This window comes from Rhodococcus sp. SORGH_AS_0301, assembly GCF_030818285.1.
GTDB lineage: Bacteria > Actinomycetota > Actinomycetes > Mycobacteriales > Mycobacteriaceae > Rhodococcoides.
The window spans coordinates 2,856,183-2,873,476 of sequence record NZ_JAUTAC010000002.1; the positions used below are offsets into that span (position 1 = coordinate 2,856,183).

Here is a 17,294-nt window from a genome sequence, read left to right on the forward strand (position 1 = left end):
GAAAGAGTGACTACTTCTTCTCGAGGATCTCGCGCGCGAGGGCAGCGGTCTCGGACGGCGTCTTGCCGACCTTCACGCCGGCCGCCTCGAGAGCGTCCTTCTTGGCCTGAGCCGTTCCCAGCGAGCCGGAGACGATGGCGCCGGCGTGGCCCATGGTCTTGCCCTCGGGAGCGGTGAAGCCGGCGACGTAACCGACGACGGGCTTGGTGACGTGCGCCTTGATGTAGTCGGCTGCACGCTCCTCGGCATCGCCACCGATCTCGCCGATCATGACGATGATCTCGGTGTCGGGATCGTTCTCGAACGCCTCGATGGCGTCGATGTGCGTGGTGCCGATGACCGGGTCGCCGCCGATGCCGATGGCGGTGGAGAAGCCGAAGTCACGGAGCTCGAACATCATCTGGTAGGTCAGGGTGCCCGACTTCGAGACGAGGCCGATGGGGCCCTTGCCGGCGATGTTGGCGGGCGTGATGCCGACCAGTGCCTCGCCGGGGGTGATGATGCCGGGGCAGTTCGGCCCGATGATGCGGGTCTTCTTGCCCTTCTCGACGTTGTAGGCCCACGCGTACGCACTGTCCTGCACCGGGATTCCCTCGGTGATGACGACGAGCAGCGGGATCTCCGCGTCGATGGCCTCGACGATGGCGTCCTTGGAGAATGCCGGCGGCACGAACGCGATGGACACGTCGGCTCCGGTCTTCTCCATGGCCTCGGCAACGCTGGCGAACACGGGCAGCTCGACGTCGGAACCGTCGGCTGCGGTGTGCTTGACCGTGGTCCCGGCCTTGCGAGCGTTGACGCCGCCGACGACCTGCGTGCCGGCCTTGAGCATCAGGGCGGTGTGCTTCGTGCCCTCGCCGCCGGTGATGCCCTGGACGATGACCTTGTTGTTCTTGTTCAGGAAAATAGACATAGTTTCGGTGCCCTCTACTTCGCAGCCAGCTCGGCGGCCTTGTCGGCGCCTTCGTCCATGGTCTCGGCCAGTGTCACCAACGGGTGCGCAGCATCGGCGAGAATCTTCCGGCCTTCTTCGACCTTGTTGCCGTCCAGGCGGACGACCAGCGGCTTGGAGGCGGTGTCGCCCAGCGTCTTCAGAGCGCCGACGATGCCGTTGGCAACCGCGTCGCACGAGGTGATTCCGCCGAAGACGTTGACGAACACGCTCTTGACCTGCGAGTCGCCGAGGATGACGTCGAGGCCTGCGGCCATGACCTCTGCCGAGGCGCCGCCGCCGATGTCGAGGAAGTTGGCGGGCTTGACGCCACCGTGCGCCTCACCGGCGTACGCGACGACGTCGAGGGTCGACATGACCAGTCCAGCACCGTTTCCGATGATGCCGACCTGTCCGTCGAGCTTGACGTAGTTGAGGTCGTTCTCCTTGGCCTTCGCCTCGAGTGGGTCCGCCGCGTCGGCGTCCTCGAACTCGGCGTGGCCCTTCTGGCGGAAGTCCGCGTTGGCGTCCAGGGTGACCTTGCCGTCGAGGGCGAGGATCTGGTCGTCCGGCGTGCGCACGAGGGGGTTGACCTCGACGAGCAGCGCGTCTTCCTTGATGAAGACGTCCCACAGCTTCTGGATCGTGTTGGCCGCGGCGTCGAGCACCTCGGCGGGAAGCTTGCCGGCCTCGGCGATCTCACGCGCGAAGGCGAGGTCGACACCCTTGACGGCGTCGACGGGGATGCGGGCGAGCGCGTCCGGGTTCTCCTCGGCGGTGACCTCGATCTCGACACCACCCTCGACGGAACACATCGCGAGGTACGTGCGGTTCGTGCGGTCGAGCAGGAAGGAGATGTAGTACTCCTCCGCGATGTCGCTGGCCTCGGCGACGAGGAGCTTCTTGACGACGTGGCCCTTGATGTCGAGTCCGAGGATCGCTTCCGCGTTCGCCTCGGCCTCGGCGACGTCCTTGGAGTACTTCACGCCGCCGGCCTTGCCGCGGCCGCCGACCTTCACCTGGGCCTTGACCATGACAGGCTTGCCGATTTCTTCGGCGATCTGTCGTGCACCGGCGACCGTGTCGGTGACACGACCTGCCGACGTCGGAACCTCGTGCTTGGCGAAGAGTTCCTTCGCCTGGTATTCGAAGAGATCCATCAGCTCACCATCTCGTCTGCGTTGACGCCCGCTCGAGGGGTAGGAGCGGGTCCGACTTGCGACTGTAACTTTCCACCGAGAGGCCTGATCGACAGCCCGTCGAACTTGTGGTTCAGATCACCGACCTGCGCCGACATCTACTCACCAGTACGAAAAAATCCTGCCGCCACCAGCGCCGATGCCGCAGCGCCGACAGCGGTCACGAAGGCCCCCGACGACGCCGTCACGCCGGGGCCCGCGCCGCCGAGGATCGGGCTCAGCGCGACACCCGCCAGAGCCACCGCTGAACCGATCTGGAGCGCCGCGGCGCGCGACGCCCGAGCGCGGGCCGCGACGGCGGCGCCGATCAGGACGGCGGCCACGAGTACCAGCCGCCCCCACACGTCCCACCCCCACGGCAGCGCCCCGATCCAGCCGCCGGTCTCCCCAACCACGTCGTACTGCGGCAGGAGCAGCCCCAGTGCGGCGACCCCGGCCGCGACGGCCAGCGCGGCTGCGAGGGGGCGCGAGGCCCCGTCCAGATCGCTGGTGTCGACGCCGTCCCGCTCCGAGGCGCCCGCCGCGGCGACGAGCGCGAGCGTGAGCAGACCGAGCAGCGTGCCGACGACCAGCAGCCAGCCGCCCGCACCGACGGACACGCCGTCGATACCGACGCCCAGCACGAGCGCCTGCAGCACCGCGGCCGCGAGCGCCAGATGGCCCGTGACGATCAGCGGCACGGCAGGCCGCACCGCGGCGGCGAACTCCGAGAAGAGCAACAGCACGCCGCCGACGACGGTCACGACGGCGTACGCGGCCACCGCCCGATCCCCCACCACCGTCGGGACGGAGCCGGTCGAGACGTCGAGAAGCGGCAGGACGGCGCCGACACCGAGAGCGATGCCCGTCAGGACCGTCACCGCTCCCGCGACGACGTGCCGCCGCGTCGAGTTCGAGGGAGCGGCGGACCGTGCGAGCCGGGGCACGGAGGTCGTGGGTCCGGAGGTCGCGCGCGCCGTCGCCACCGTGGCCACGCCGAGGACGAGGAGCCCGCCGACTCCGACGACCGTGCCCGCGCCGAGGTCGATGCGGTCGCCCGCCCCGAGCGCGGCAGCCAGGCGGACGCCGACGACGGTCGCCGACGCCACGACCACACCGGTCAGTGCGCCGACCGCCGCGGACCTGCTGGTCGACGAGAACGCGTAGGCCACACCCACCAGCACCGCGACCGCGGACAGTCCACCGCCGAGAGCCGACGCGACGGGTCCGGCGACCGGAGCGGGAGCGAGGACGACGGCATCGGTGCTCACGTACGCGGGCAGGAGGAACGAGGCGGCGAGTGCGAGAGCGCCCGCGACCCCCGCGGCGACCACGACCGATGCCGATCGACGAGCGACGGGATCCTCGTCGACGTCGTCCCACTCGACCGTCCGCGCCAGCGCGAGTGCCGCCAGCGCCCCGGCGACGACGACGAGCGCGTGCCCGAGCGTCACCACCACGGCTCCGGGGCCCGCCTCCAGCGCGCCGGCCGAGATCGGACGGAACAGCTCCAGCCGGTCGGCGTCGATCGCTCCGACGAACAACTGGAGATCGGCCACGATCGATCCCAGTGCGACGGCGCCCAACGTCGCGAGCACGGGGAAGACGATCGGCCGGGTCGCGCGCACCAGGAGCAGCAGGGCGATCGCCGCCCAGAGCGCCGACGAGACGGCGGCCGCGCCCCGCACCGGGGGACCCACGTCGGCGCCGCCGACGACGGGAACGTACGGAGCGGCCGCCACCGCCAGCGCTCCGACGACTCCGAGAGCGCGGGCACCGAGCCGGACGGGGTCGGACGCGGAACCTGAGGTACGACGGCCCGCGGATGTCGGCTGTGTCACGATGACGAACGGTATCCGGTCCTTGTGTCCGCCGATCGTGATGCCGCTCGCCTCGATCACAGGAAGATCACCGATGTGCCTGATCGGCGTCGGGACTCGTCCTCGAGTAAACCCAGGACACCTTGTGAGCCACCTCACATATGTGACCCGAGAAGCCGTTTGGCTTGCGCCCGCCGCGACCATTTCGTTACCGTCCACGAGGTTCCACATCACGGGTAGGTCACGAATCAGGAGGACGGCAGGTCTTGCAGCACCACCGAACTCCGTTCACACGCTCACGCTTCGTCTCGGACGCCACCGACGGCAGTCGGTTCGATTCCCAGCAGTACGAGGCCCAGCAGTTCGAGCACGACACCACCGTGTTCACGCCGGCGGACGGTCATCTGACCGACACCGGCCCCCTCGAAGCCCTCTCGACCGATGCAGCATCGTCCCCCTGGGACCGTGCGCACGAGTCCAGCGACTACGTGGCGTCCGCGCCCGCGTACACCCCGGCCCCCCTCGGCGATGCGCCCACGCGCCGCCGCCGCTCGGTACCGGCGACGTCCTTCCTCGTCACCGCTCCGGCCGGGGCAGCACCGTCGGTGACCTCGGCTGCCATCGCGGACGAGATCGCCGTCAAGCGCAGCGGCGCCCACCGCATCCCCGCTCCGCCGTCCGCCCTCAAGGGACGCGTCGCTGTCGTCGCCGTGGCCGCAGGTGCGGTCGTCGCTGCCGGCCAGGCCGCGATCGACAACGCGCAGCCCGCCGAGCGCACCGAGACCTCCGAGTACGCGCTGGCCGCCGGCCAGGCCCCGGCAGCTGCCGCGTCCGCAGGAATCGTCGACAGCTCCACCGCCGCCGGCATCGTCGCGGACCAGCCGGCCGCGCACGTCGACTCGGTGCCCACCGCCACGTCGACCGGAGCGCCCGTCACGGCCCCCTCCACCTCCGCGGCACCGCAGATCCTCAACATCGCCGCACCGGTCGACCTGGGCCAGTTCTCGGAGCTCCTGGCGAAGGGCCAGCGCTTCAGCGAGGAGCGCGAGGCTCGCGAGGCCGCTGCACGGCGTCCCCTTTTCGCACTGCCCGCGCTCGGCACCTACACCTCCGGCTTCGGCTCGCGGTGGGGCACGCTCCACGCCGGCGTGGACATCGCCAACGCCATCGGCACGCCGGTGTACGCCGTGGCCGACGGCACCGTCATCGACTCGGGCCCCGCGGCCGGCTTCGGACTGTGGGTCCGGTTGCAGCACGCCGACGGCACCATCACCGTGTACGGCCACATCGATTCGTCCGAGGTCCAGGTGGGCCAGACGGTCATGGCCGGCGACGAGATCGCCAAGATGGGCAACCGCGGCCAGTCCACCGGCCCGCACCTCCACTTCGAGGTCCACCTCACGGGGGACAACAAGATCGACCCGCTCCCCTGGTTGGCGTCCCGCGGTATCGCTCTCGGCCCCGAGCGCGACTGAGTTCCCACCTCCACTCACGTCGAAGGTCCGGCGCCACCGTCATGGACGGTGGCGCCGGACCTTTCTTCCGTGCCCTCTCACAGCTTGGTCATCGGCACTCCGCCGATGAGCATCATCTTCACGCGACCGGACGTGCCGAAGTCGATCAGCACCATCGCACGCTGACCTGATCCCTCGGACTCGACGACGGTCCCGAGACCGTACTTGTCGTGGCTCACGCGATCACCCACGGCGAGCGTCAGGGTGTTGTTGGACCGGGCCTTGCCGAAGCTGGGTGTCGGGGTGGCCGACGGCGACGACCCACCGGACCATCCACCACGGGGATTCGACGTCCAGTCGCGCTGGCGCCCCGAGCCACCACTGGAACCGAACCCGCTGCCGACGCCGGGATCCTCCCGTTTCCAGTCGATGAGATGCTGCGGAACCTCTTGCAGGAAGCGCGATTCGGGGTTGTTGATGGGCTGCCCCCACGCCGAGCGCATGATCGCGCGAGTGAGGTAGAGCCGGTGCCGCGCACGCGTGATGCCCACGTAGGCGAGTCGACGCTCCTCGGACAACTCCGCAGGATCACCGAGCGCTCGCATGTGCGGGAACTGGCCGTCCTCCCACCCGGTGACGAACACGACCGGGAACTCGAGCCCCTTGGCCGTGTGCAGCGTCATGAGCGTGACGACACCGTCGCCGTTGTCCGGGATCTGGTCGGTGTCGGCCACCAGCGAGACCCGCTCGAGGAAGGCGGCGAGCGAACCCGGCTCGGCCACACCGTCGGTGTCCTCTGGTTCTGCGGACGCGACGTCGAGGTCCGCGTTGATGTCGACCCCCACCTCGAGATCCTCGATGCCCTGAAGGTTGCGTGCGTCGGCACTGAACTCGCGGGCCACGCTGACCAGTTCGTTGAGGTTGTCGAGGCGAGCGCCGTCCTGGGGATCCGAGCTGGCCTCGAGTTCGGCGCGATACCGCGTGCGGTCGAGCACCGCCTCGACGATGTCGCCGATGTCCGCGACGTCGTTTCCGTCGGCATCGGTGGCGTTCATGGTGGCCCGCAGCTCGCCGATCATCTCCATGAACGACGCGATGGCGTTCTGCGCGCGCGTGTTGAGCAGCGCCACGGAGCCGGCCGCGGCATCGAGGAGCGCGGCGTTGAAGCTGATGTTCTTCCGCTCGGCGTGCACGGCGACACAGGCCTCGGCACGATCGCCGATGCCGCGGCGCGGGGTGTTGAGGATGCGCCGCATGCTCACCGTGTCGTCCGGATTGGCCAGCACGCGGAGGTACGCGACCACGTCGCGTACCTCCTTGCGCTCGTAGAAGCGCACACCGCCCACCACCTTGTAGGGCAGACCGAGGCGGATGAAGATCTCCTCGAGCGCGCGCGAGGAGTTGTTGGTCCGGTAGAACACCGCGACGTCGGAGTACTTGTAGTCGGTGCCGTCGACCAGCCGATCGATCTCCGACGCCACGAACTTGGCCTCGTCGTGCTCGTTGTCCGCCACGTAGCCGATGATCGGATCGCCGTCGCCGGTGTCCGTCCACAACCGCTTGTCACGACGGTTGGTGTTGCGCGCGATGACGGCGTTGGCTGCCGCCAGGATGGTCTGGGTGGACCGGTAGTTCTGCTCGAGCAGGATGGTCCGCGCATCCGGATAGTCGCGCTCGAACTCCTCGATGTTGCGGATGGTCGCGCCGCGGAACGCGTAGATCGACTGGTCGGCGTCGCCCACCACGCACAGTTCGCTCGGGGGAACTGCCGCGACGTCGCCCTCCGCCGTCGATCCGGTGCCCACCAACTCGCGCACCAGCATGTACTGCGCGTGGTTGGTGTCCTGGTACTCGTCGACGAGGACGTGGCGGAAGCGGCGCCGGTAGTACTCGGCGACGTCCGGATGGCTCTGCAGCAGTGCCACCGTCTCGCCGATGAGATCGTCGAAGTCGAACGCGTTGGCCGCCCGCAGACGCTGCTGGTAGTGGCCGTAGACCTTCGCGATGACGGCCGGCAGCTCGGCCGGCTCCTTCTCCGCGTCGGCGACGGCCTGGTCCGGATCGATCAGCTCGTTCTTCAGATTGGAGATCTGCGTCGCCAGCAGACGCGACGAGAACTTCTTCGGATCGAGCTGCAGATCCTTGCCGATCATCGTGAGGAGCCGACGCGAGTCGTCCGCGTCGTAGATGGAGAAGTTCGAGTTGAGGCCGGGAAGCAGCGCCGCCTGGCTCCGGAGGATCCGCACGCAGCTCGAGTGGAACGTGCTCACCCACATGAAGTTGGCCCGCGGCCCGACCAACTGGACGACGCGTTCCCGCATCTCCGCCGCGGCCTTGTTGGTGAACGTGATCGCGAGGACCTGGCCGGGTGTGACATCTCTCTCCGCCAGGAGATACGCGATGCGACGGGTCAGCACCGCGGTCTTGCCCGAACCGGCGCCCGCCACGATGAGCAACGGTCCCCCCGAGTGCATCACTGCCTCGCGCTGCTGGGGATTGAGGCCCTCGAGGAGCTGGTCCGAGGACCTGGTGGCACGTGCGGGTGACTGTGTGTTCATCGTCCGTCCAGATTACCGGCGGTCACCGACACCGACACCATCACTCGGGCCGTGGGCGCCGAATCCCTGTCGTGTCGGAGTTCTGCCGCTCGCCGTATCACGCCGATCTGCAATTGCTCCTTCTTTACGTGGGGAGTGACACGGGCATACTCTTGCCCGGGCTCGACCGGCGAACGGCATCACACCGACTGCACCCGACCGTAGTGACCAGGCGTTTCGTGACTTCCGCGGAAATTCGTGGAAATCGCGTAACAGAACGTGAGAGCAGAGCGACACACGTTCTGACACGAGGAGTTGATATGAGCACAGCGATTCACACCACCGCAGCATCGGCGTCGTCCGAGTCGAACGATCACGCCGACGACGCGAACCTGCCGACGTCCGAAGCCGAGATCGACGAGCTCCGCAAGGAGATCGACCGCCTCGATGCCGAGATCCTCGCCGCCGTGAAGCGCCGCTCCGAGGTCTCCCGCACCATCGGTCAGACGCGGATGGCACAGGGCGGACCCCGCCTCGTCCACAGCCGCGAGATGAAGGTCCTCCAGCGCTTCAGCGACCTCGGCCAGGAGGGTCACACGCTGGCCATGCTCCTGCTCCGCCTGGGCCGCGGCCGCCTCGGACACTGAGTCCACCGCTCGTAGAGCTCGACCGGGAACCGCCCAGACGACGGGCGGTTCCCGTGCCTCACCGCATCACTGCAGGGCGATGTACTTGGTCTCGAGGTACTCCTCGATCCCCTCGCTTCCGCCCTCGCGACCGAATCCCGACGCCTTGATCCCACCGAACGGTGCGGCCGCGTCGGAGATCACCCCGCGATTGACACCCACCATGCCGGTCTCCACGGCCTCCGCCACGCGCAGCGCCCGGTCCAGATCCCGCGTGAAGATGTACGCGGCCAGGCCGAACTCGGTGTCGTTCGCCGCAGCGATGCCGTCCTCCTCGGTCTCGAAGCCGCGCACCGCGAGCACCGGTCCGAAGACCTCCTCGCTCAGAATTCGGGCGTCACCGGGCACGTCGGTCAGCACGGTGGCGGGGAAAAACCAGCCCGGCCCGTCCTCCGCAGTGCCGCCGAGAGCGACGGTCGCGCCCTTGGACGCCGCGTCGTCGACGAGTTCGGCCACCGTGTCACGCTGCTCCTCGTTGATCAGCGGTCCGAGCTTCGTGTCCGGATCACTGCCCCGCCCGACCGTCATGGCGCGCATCTTCTCGGTCACCTTCGCGACGAACTCGTCCTTGACCGAGTTCTGCACGTGGAACCGATTGGCGGCCGTGCAGGCCTCGCCGCCGTTGCGCATCTTGGCGAGCATCGCCCCCTCGACGGCGGCGTCGATGTCCGCGTCGTCGAACACGACGAAGGGCGCATTGCCGCCCAGCTCCATCGACGTCCGCAGCAGATTCTTCGACGACTTCTCCACGAGCATCCGCCCAACCTCGGTGGAGCCGGTGAAGGTCAACTTGCGCAGTCGAGGATCGTCGATCAACGGCCCGGTGACAGCGCTGGACTTCGACGTCGGCAGTACCGACAGCACGCCCTCGGGCAGCCCGGCCTCGGAGATGAGCTTCGCCAGGTAGAGCATCGTCAGCGGAGTCTCCGAGGCGGGCTTCACCAGGATCGTGCATCCCGCCGCGAGTGCGGGCCCGATCTTGCGGGTGCCCATCGCCAGCGGGAAGTTCCACGGCGTGATCGCCAGCACCGGGCCGACGGGCTGCTTGGTCACCAGAATCCGGCCGTTGCCCGCGGGCGCCGGCGTGTACCGCCCCGCGATGCGGACCGCCTCCTCGGAGAACCAGCGGAAGAACTCTCCGCCGTACTTCACCTCGGCCTGACTCTCGGCAAAGGCCTTGCCCATCTCCAGCGTCATGAGCAGTGCGATGTCGTCGGCGTGCTCGGTGATCGACTCGAAGACCGCCCGCAGGATCTCGCCGCGCTGTCGCGCCGGGGTGGCGGCCCAGGACTTCTGCACCGCGACGGCCTCGTCGAGCGCGCGTGCGGCGTCGGCGGGACTCGCGTCCGAGACCTCGGTGAGCACCTCCCCGGTCGAGGGATCCCGAACCGGGAACGTGGCGCCGTTCTCCGCGTCGACCTGCTTGCCTCCGATCCACAACTTCGTGGGGACGGACGCGATCAGGTCCTTCTCCCGGGTCGTCGCTGCGCTGCTCGTTCCTTCGCTCACGTCTCTCGCACTCCTCGTCGCTGCTCGCCGGGTCGCCCGGTGGTACCGACTGTCTACCCCGTGGGGCGGGACTCGTCACGCACTCCCGCACGGCGATCGCATGTCAGCGGGCAGGCCGGAGGCCGGTCGGCATGTCCCAGCGGCTCGGGTGCCCAGCGATTAGGGTCAGGGCTCATGAGCGCCGACATCACGAGCACCGAAGCCTGGACCGAGCTCGTCTCGCATCACGAGGCCGTGGCCGATCGCCACCTCCGTGACTTCTTCGCCGACGATCCGTCGCGTGGGAGCGAGCTGACCGTCACCGCGGGCGACCTGTACATCGACTACAGCAAGCACCGGGTCGAGCGGCAGACGCTCGAACTGCTGCTCGACCTCGCACGCGCAGCGGACGTCACCGGGCGTCGGGACGCCATGTTCGCGGGCGAGCACATCAACACCTCCGAGAACCGGGCCGTGCTGCACACCGCGCTGCGTCTGCCGTCGGACGCGTCACTCGAGGTCGACGGCCAGGACGTGGTGGCCGACGTGCACGAGGTCCTCACGCGGATGGGCGATTTCAGCGATCGAGTGCGATCCGGCGCGTGGACCGGCGCCACCGGTGAGCGGATCCGCACCGTCGTCAACATCGGGATCGGCGGCTCCGACCTGGGTCCGGTGATGGTCTACCAGGCTCTGCGGCACTACGCCGACGCGGGCATCTCGGCGCGCTTCGTCTCGAACGTCGACCCGGCCGATCTCGTCGGCACCCTCGCCGACCTGGACCCGGCGTCGACGCTGTTCATCGTCGCCTCCAAGACCTTCGGCACACTCGAGACGCTGACCAACGCCACGGCCGCCCGGCGATGGCTCACGGCCGCACTCGGTGACGACGCCGTCGCCCAGCACTTCGTCGCGGTGTCCACCAATGCGGAGAAGGTGTCGAACTTCGGCATCGACACCGCGAACATGTTCGGCTTCTGGGACTGGGTCGGCGGCCGCTACTCGGTCGATTCCGCCATCGGTCTGTCGGTGATGCTCGCCGTCGGCCGCGAGGCGTTCGCGGACTTCCTCGAGGGCTTCCACCTGATCGACCAGCACTTCCGCGAGGCGCCGCTCGAGTCCAACGCGCCGATCCTGCTGGGCACGCTGGGCGTCTGGTACTCCAGCTTCTTCGGCGCGCAGTCCCGGGCGGTGCTGCCGTACTCGAACGATCTGAACCGGTTCGCCGCCTACCTGCAGCAGCTCACCATGGAGTCGAACGGCAAGTCGGTGAGGGCCGACGGAACGCCCGTCACGACCGACACCGGCGAGATCTTCTGGGGCGAGCCCGGAACCAACGGCCAGCACGCCTTCTACCAATTGCTGCACCAGGGAACACGACTCGTGCCGGCGGACTTCATCGGCTTCGCCGAGCCGACGGACGATCTTCCCACCGCGGACGGCACGGGCAGCATGCACGACCTGCTCATGAGCAACTACTTCGCCCAGACCAAGGTGTTGGCCTTCGGCAAGACGGCGGAGGAGATCGCTGCCGAGGGCACGGACGCGGACATCGTGCCGCACAAGGTGATGCCGGGCAACCGCCCGTCGACGTCGATCCTCGCGCCGAAACTCACGCCTTCGGTGGTGGGTCAGCTCATCGCCCTCTACGAACATCAGGTCTTCGTCGAGGGCGTCATCTTCGGCATCGACTCGTTCGACCAGTGGGGAGTCGAGCTGGGCAAGACCCAGGCGCAGGAGCTGACGCCGGTGCTGACCGATGCGGACGGCCCGGGCGCGGACCTCGATTCGTCGACGAGTGCGCTGATCGACTGGTACCGCAGCGAACGCGGACGCTGACGTACAGCGAGACCGCGCCGGTCCGTCGGGTCGGGGGTCTGACGGACCGGCACGGTCTCACACACCATGTCGCCGCCACCCGTCCGGGCGTTACACATCGGGCGAACTTTCTTCGGCGGCCTCGTGAACAACCACAACCGGGCGTGGCAGCGGTACGGTCGAACCATGAACGTGCGGATCGAACGCCGAGGTCCGGTGGTCACGGTGATCCTCCACCGACCCGAGGCACGCAATGCCGTGGACGGTCCGACGGCGGCCGCTCTGGTGGAGGCCTTCGAGGAGTTCGACGCGGATCCGACGGCATCGGTCGCGGTGCTGTGGGGAGACGGCGGAACCTTCTGCGCCGGTGCCGACCTCAAGGCACTGGGCACCGAGCGCTCGAACGTGGCGACCGAGCACGGTGACGGGCCGATGGGGCCCACGCGCATGGAACTGTCCAAGCCTGTCATCGCCGCGGTGTCCGGCCATGCGGTCGCCGGCGGTCTCGAACTCGCGCTGTGGTGCGACCTGCGCGTCGCCGACGAGAACGCCGTGTTCGGTGTGTTCTGTCGGCGCTGGGGTGTGCCGCTGATCGACGGCGGAACGGTGCGATTGCCGCGGGCGATCGGTACGTCGCGGGCGATGGACATGATCCTCACCGGGCGTGCCGTCGACGCGCAGGAAGCGCTGACGTTCGGACTCGCCAACCGGGTCGTCCCCACGGGCACCTGCCGCGCTGCCGCGGAGGAACTCGCCGCGTCCCTGGCCGAGTTCCCGCAGGCGTGCCTGCGCGGCGACCGACTGTCGGCGCTCGAGCAGGAGGGCCTGGACCACCGCGCGGCGATGGCGAACGAGTTCCGGCACGGTGCCACCTCGCTCGTCGACGCGTTCGACGGTGCACAGAAGTTCGCGTCCGGCGCCGGGCGACACGGAGCACCGCTCGAGTGACTCGCCTCTCCGTCGTCGACGAGATCTTCCTCCGCACACATCGAGGCTTCGGCATACCCGTTGCGATGCAGGGCCTCTGGGTCACCGAGGAGCCCATCACCCCCGGCGCTCTCGACCTGATCGACGCCCGGCTCGCCGAGGGTCGTCTGGGTGTGCGGATCGTCAGCTCGCGTCTGCCCGGCGCGCGTCGGCGCTGGGTGCGGGCATCGGGGCGCCCCGGCGTCCGGTGGACGGAGCCGACCGACGACCCGGTCCGCTGGGCCGAGTCGGGCGCCGACGTCTCGCTCGACCCCGAGTACGGACCGGGCTGGCGTCTGACCGCGGCGCCCTGCGGGAACGGAACCGCCGTCTCGTTGGTGTGCTCCCACGTCATCGCCGACGCACGCGGACTCATCGACGCAGCAGCGGCGGCGCTGTCCGGCGTCCCGGACCCGATCGCCCCGGACGACGGCACCACCGACACCGCCGATGCACTGGCCACACTGTCGACCGTCGTCGGCCGCACCGCCGTGGCCGTCTCCGCGCTCGCCGTCAGTCGCGCCCGGCGCGCCGAACTGATGCAGTACTTGCAGGCGTCGAGGACCGGAACTCCTGCGCCGGCCCGTCCCGACGCGTGGGAAGCGCTGTCCGTGAGCACCGATGTCGAAGCGACGCAGTGGGATCGGGTCGCCGCCGACGGAGCGGGCACTCCGAACGTGGTGTTCCTGTCCGTCGTCGCGGCCGTCGTCGCGACGCTGAGATGTTCGGGCACGTCCGGCGACACCGACGGGTCCGTCCTGCTCGGCGTCCCGATGAAGGTCGAGGCCGGCGGCGCCAACGCGATCTCGGTGACGGCGGTCCGCATCACGGAATCCGACTCACTGGCCGACATCCGTCGACGCGCGAAGACGGCGTACCGAAGCCCGCTGACCGGTCCCGCGGGCTTCCCCGACGAGTTGCTGCACGTGGTCCCCGAACGCGCCGCCGCGCTCCTCGCGCCGTCGACGGGCCGGCGAGATGCTCTGTGCTCCAACATCGGCCCGCTTCCCGAGGCGGTTCGCACCATCGGCGGCCGCCCCGCGGTGCGCGTCGCCGCGCGGGCGATCCACCCGGGACTCCGACACGAGCAGTCCGCCGCGTCGCCGACCATCCTGTCGGCCTATCTCTGCCGCCACGATCACGCCTACACGCTGTCGGTGGTGGTCACCGATCCTGCGGCGACGCACTCGGTGGAGCAGGTTCGCGACGCGATCGCGACGGCACTCGGGCATCACCACCTCACACCCGACTTCTGGTGAGTACGGTGAACATCACCGACTTCAGAGAGGTGAGTGCGTTCATGAGTGAGACCGACATCTACGCGAAGATCAAGGACCTGGTCGACACCGAGCACGAGTTGCGTTCGCGCACCGAAGCAGGCGAGCTCGATCCGAGCGAGGAGCGGGCGCAGCTCGACCAGCTCGAGAAGGCACTCGACCAGTGCTGGGACCTGCTGCGTCAGCGGCGCGCCAAGAAGGACGCCGGACTCTCCCCCGACGACGCCGAGGCGCAGTCCGTCTCACAGGTCGAGAACTACCTGCAGTAGCTAGACGAGCCCGTCCGTGAGTCGACGAGGGAGCACGCGCAACACGACGTCGATCGCCTTCCAGGTGAGGCCCGGCAGCGCGGAGCGCGCGACCTCCTTCTCGATGGCCGCGACCATCGCGGAGACGCCGTCGTCGAGTGAGGACATCAGTCGACCGGCGTCTCCGGCGCGGGAGGACATGTCGGTGGCGACATATCCGGGCAGCACCGTGGTGACCGCGATGGGTGTGCGGCGGAGTTCGGCGACCAGCGCCTCGCCGAGTGCCGAGACTCCCGCCTTCGACGCGGAGTACACAGCCTTGGATCCGGGTAGTCCGCGATCGGCACTCACCGACGACACGAGGACGAGGTGACCGGCATTCTGCTCACGGAACACCGCCAGCGCTGCCTCGACCTGGGACACCACTCCGACGAAGTTGGTGCGTGCGGTCTCGAGGTTGGCGTCCGCGCGGCCGGTGCCGAGCCTCGCGCCCTTCCCGAGACCGGCGTTCACGATCACGCGGTCGAGCCCGCCGAGTGTCTCCCGCAACGCGTCGATCCCCGACACCACCGACTCGTGATCCGTCACGTCCATCGCGGCGACCGCCACGGTGATGTCCGGATGCCGGGCGGTGAGCTCGGCGCGCAGAGCCTCGAGCCGGTCCACCCGCCGGGCACACAACCCCACGTCGCGGCCCATCGCCGCGAACCGCCGCGCCATCTCCTCGCCCAGACCCGAACTGGCCCCGGTGATCACGATCTTCTGTCTCCCCATCGGGCACACACTAGCCACCACGACCCACTCAGAACTCTGGAGGATCAGTGAGCGACAGCAGCACCGACGAGTACGACGTCATCGTGATCGGCGGAGGGCCCGTCGGCGAGAACGCGGCGCAGTACGCGATCGCGGGCAGTGATCGCACTGCCGCCATCGTCGAGCACGAACTGGTGGGCGGTGAGTGCTCGTACTGGGCCTGCATGCCCAGCAAGGCGTTGCTCCTGCCCGCCTCCGTGCTGAACCAGGCCCGAGCGATGCCCGGGGTCCGCGAGATCGTCGGCGACGCGCGACTCGACGTCGACGCGGTGTTCGCCCGCCGCGAGAGCTTCACCCACGGGCTCGACGACTCCTCCCAGGTGTCGTGGGCCGAGGGCGCGAACATCCACGTCGTGCGCGGTCACGGCCGGGTGTCCGGCGAGCGCGAGGTGACAGTGGGCGATCGGGTCCTGCGCGCTCGGCACGCGGTGGTCCTCGCGACCGGCACCACGGCCACGGTGCCGCCGATTCCCGGACTGCGCGAAGCACTTCCGTGGACCTCCCGCGACTCGACCAACCTGCACGAGGTGCCGGAGCGGATCATCGTGATCGGCGGGGGCGTCGTCGCCTGCGAGTCGGCGACATGGTTGCTGGCCCTCGGCGCCGAGGTCACGATGATCGTGCGCGGAACCTCGCTGCTGGCCGGATCGGAGCCGTTCGCCGGGGCTGCGGTGGCCGACGCTCTGACCGCCGCGGGTGCGCGCATCCTGTTCGAGTCGCAAGTCGCCACGGTGTCGCGGCCCGATGCGCAGGACACCGGGTACGGCCACCTCCACGGTGGGCCCGCCTCGGTGACGATCGGCGACGACACACTCGAGGTCGACGAGATCCTGGTCGCCGCCGGCCGACGGCCGGCCACCAAGGACCTGGGGCTCGACGCGGTGGGCCTCCCCACCGGGGACCCGATCGCCGTCGACGACCATCTGACGGCGAAGGACGAGTGGCTCTACGCGGTGGGCGACGTCAACGGTCGCGCCCTGCTCACCCACATGGGCAAGTACCAGGGACGCGTGTGCGGCGACGTCATCGCCGCGCGCGCCGAGGGTCGATCGATCGACGGCAGCAGGTTCCGGGCGAGTGCCGACCACGGCCAGGTGCCCCAGGTCGTCTTCACCACCCCCGAGGTGGCGTCGGTGGGCTTCACCGAGAAGAAGGCGCGGGCCGCCGGTCTGCCGGTGCGGGTGGTCGAGATGGACATCGCCGTCGCGGGAAGCTCCCTGCGCCAGGACGACTTCGCCGGACACGCGTCGATGGTGATCGAGACGTCGAGCGACGTGATCGTCGGATTCACGCTGGTCGGCCAGGGCGTCGCGGAACTCCTGCACGCGGCCACCATCGCGGTGGTCGGCCGCGTCCCGCTGGAGACCCTGTGGCACGCGGTCCCGTCCTACCCGACGATGAGCGAGGTGTGGTTGCGCCTGCTCGAGGCCGCTCGCAGCGGAAGCTAGCCGCGCGGCAGCGGCTGGGCGCGCCGTACGGACAGTGCTGCTCGCTCGGGGTCGAGTGGGACCGGGGAGATCACGACGCCGTGTCCGACTCGCAGCGTGCCCGAGCTGATCGGCGCAGTGCGCAGACCACCGCGTCCGATCAACGCCTTGCGGGTGCCGTCCACCACCATGCTGTCCATCCACGCGCACGGGTGCGCGGGACGCCCCCCACGCAGGAGCACCGGGCCGTCACCGGTGTCGATGACGAAGTCCTCGCCCCGGAGCGGGTCGAGTTCGAGACCACGCACGACGATGTTGCGGCGGGCCACGCTCACGTCCCCGTCCCACGGCTCGTCGTCCGGGTGCAGGGCGTTCGCCTCGGCGACCGCCGTCTCCCACGCCTCGACGGCCAGGAACGTGATCGCCGCCTCGGTGTGCGCCTGGACGCCGAAGAACCGGTCGCCCCGGATGCCCTTCCCGGTCACCACCTCGACGGACGACGGCAGCTGCGTGCGTACGTCGGCGGCGGGCCCGTCCTTGCTGCGACCGAAGTAGGCATGTGACGGAGACACGAGAAGCTGCACGATCTCGATGGGACAGGTGAACGTCATACCCCGAGTGTGCTCACTCGGCTCTCCGTATAGTCGGCCG

At 69.2% G+C, this 17,294-nt stretch carries 14 protein-coding genes; 7 read left to right on the forward strand and 7 right to left on the reverse strand.

The window, feature by feature from the left end; genetic code table 11:
- Positions 1–10 precede the first annotated feature (10 nt).
- The 3 genes from sucD to QE397_RS14040 form a co-directional block, all read right to left on the reverse strand.
- Positions 11–913, reverse strand: coding sequence for a succinate--CoA ligase subunit alpha (sucD, locus tag QE397_RS14030; protein WP_027504157.1), 903 nt, complete (start codon positions 911–913; stop codon positions 11–13).
- A 14-nt stretch (positions 914–927) separates the two neighbouring features.
- Complete coding sequence (gene sucC / locus QE397_RS14035; RefSeq protein WP_056446972.1) at positions 928–2,091, reverse strand: ADP-forming succinate--CoA ligase subunit beta; 1,164 nt, start codon at positions 2,089–2,091, stop codon at positions 928–930.
- A 137-nt stretch (positions 2,092–2,228) separates the two neighbouring features.
- Positions 2,229–3,950: a hypothetical protein gene (locus tag QE397_RS14040; RefSeq protein ID WP_307095403.1), complete on the reverse strand. Its 1,722-nt coding sequence runs from the start codon at positions 3,948–3,950 to the stop codon at positions 2,229–2,231.
- 245 nt (positions 3,951–4,195) lie between these two features.
- Between QE397_RS14040 and QE397_RS14045 the strand changes: the two genes are divergently transcribed.
- Entirely contained in the window at positions 4,196–5,404 is a 1,209-nt protein-coding gene (locus QE397_RS14045; protein ID WP_307095405.1) for a M23 family metallopeptidase, read from the forward strand.
- A 77-nt stretch (positions 5,405–5,481) separates the two neighbouring features.
- Here the strand turns inward: QE397_RS14045 and QE397_RS14050 are convergent, their stop codons facing one another.
- The gene (locus QE397_RS14050; protein WP_307095407.1) at positions 5,482–7,941 is read right to left on the reverse strand and encodes a UvrD-helicase domain-containing protein; all 2,460 of its coding nucleotides are present in this window, start codon (positions 7,939–7,941) and stop codon (positions 5,482–5,484) included.
- Positions 7,942–8,240: 299 nt separating this feature from the next.
- Here QE397_RS14050 and QE397_RS14055 point away from each other — a divergent pair, with 299 nt between their 5' ends.
- Complete coding sequence (locus QE397_RS14055) at positions 8,241–8,567, forward strand: chorismate mutase (RefSeq protein ID WP_027504161.1); 327 nt, start codon at positions 8,241–8,243, stop codon at positions 8,565–8,567.
- Between the two features lie 66 nt (positions 8,568–8,633).
- Here QE397_RS14055 and QE397_RS14060 read toward each other — a convergent pair whose 3' ends face one another.
- Positions 8,634–10,115, reverse strand: coding sequence for an NAD-dependent succinate-semialdehyde dehydrogenase (locus tag QE397_RS14060; RefSeq protein ID WP_307095409.1), 1,482 nt, complete (start codon positions 10,113–10,115; stop codon positions 8,634–8,636).
- A 174-nt stretch (positions 10,116–10,289) separates the two neighbouring features.
- On the opposite strand from QE397_RS14060, the gene pgi reads away from it, so the two are divergent.
- The 4 genes from pgi (at position 10,290) to QE397_RS14080 (ending at position 14,424) form a co-directional block, all read left to right on the forward strand.
- Positions 10,290–11,933 carry a glucose-6-phosphate isomerase gene (gene pgi, locus QE397_RS14065; protein ID WP_056446956.1) on the forward strand — a complete coding sequence of 548 codons (1,644 nt, stop codon included), beginning with the start codon at positions 10,290–10,292 and terminating at the stop codon, positions 11,931–11,933.
- Between the two features lie 165 nt (positions 11,934–12,098).
- Complete coding sequence (locus QE397_RS14070; protein ID WP_307095411.1) at positions 12,099–12,860, forward strand: crotonase/enoyl-CoA hydratase family protein; 762 nt, start codon at positions 12,099–12,101, stop codon at positions 12,858–12,860.
- Complete coding sequence (locus tag QE397_RS14075) at positions 12,857–14,137, forward strand: hypothetical protein (protein ID WP_307095413.1); 1,281 nt, start codon at positions 12,857–12,859, stop codon at positions 14,135–14,137. The genes QE397_RS14070 and QE397_RS14075 overlap by 4 nt, the downstream gene beginning before the upstream one ends.
- A 41-nt stretch (positions 14,138–14,178) precedes the next feature.
- Positions 14,179–14,424: a DUF2630 family protein gene (locus QE397_RS14080; RefSeq protein ID WP_027504165.1), complete on the forward strand. Its 246-nt coding sequence runs from the start codon at positions 14,179–14,181 to the stop codon at positions 14,422–14,424.
- On the opposite strand, the gene QE397_RS14085 is transcribed toward QE397_RS14080, so the two are convergent.
- Positions 14,425–15,177, reverse strand: a complete 753-nt coding sequence (locus QE397_RS14085) for an SDR family oxidoreductase (protein WP_307095415.1) — start codon at positions 15,175–15,177, stop codon at positions 14,425–14,427.
- Between the two features lie 47 nt (positions 15,178–15,224).
- Here QE397_RS14085 and QE397_RS14090 point away from each other — a divergent pair, with 47 nt between their 5' ends.
- Complete coding sequence (locus QE397_RS14090) at positions 15,225–16,664, forward strand: NAD(P)/FAD-dependent oxidoreductase (protein ID WP_307095417.1); 1,440 nt, start codon at positions 15,225–15,227, stop codon at positions 16,662–16,664.
- Here QE397_RS14090 and QE397_RS14095 read toward each other — a convergent pair.
- On the reverse strand, positions 16,661–17,254 hold the full coding sequence (locus QE397_RS14095; RefSeq protein WP_027504168.1) for a hypothetical protein: 594 nt from the start codon (positions 17,252–17,254) through the stop codon (positions 16,661–16,663). The two genes, QE397_RS14090 and QE397_RS14095, sit on opposite strands and share 4 nt — an antisense overlap.
- Positions 17,255–17,294: the final 40 nt, after the last annotated feature.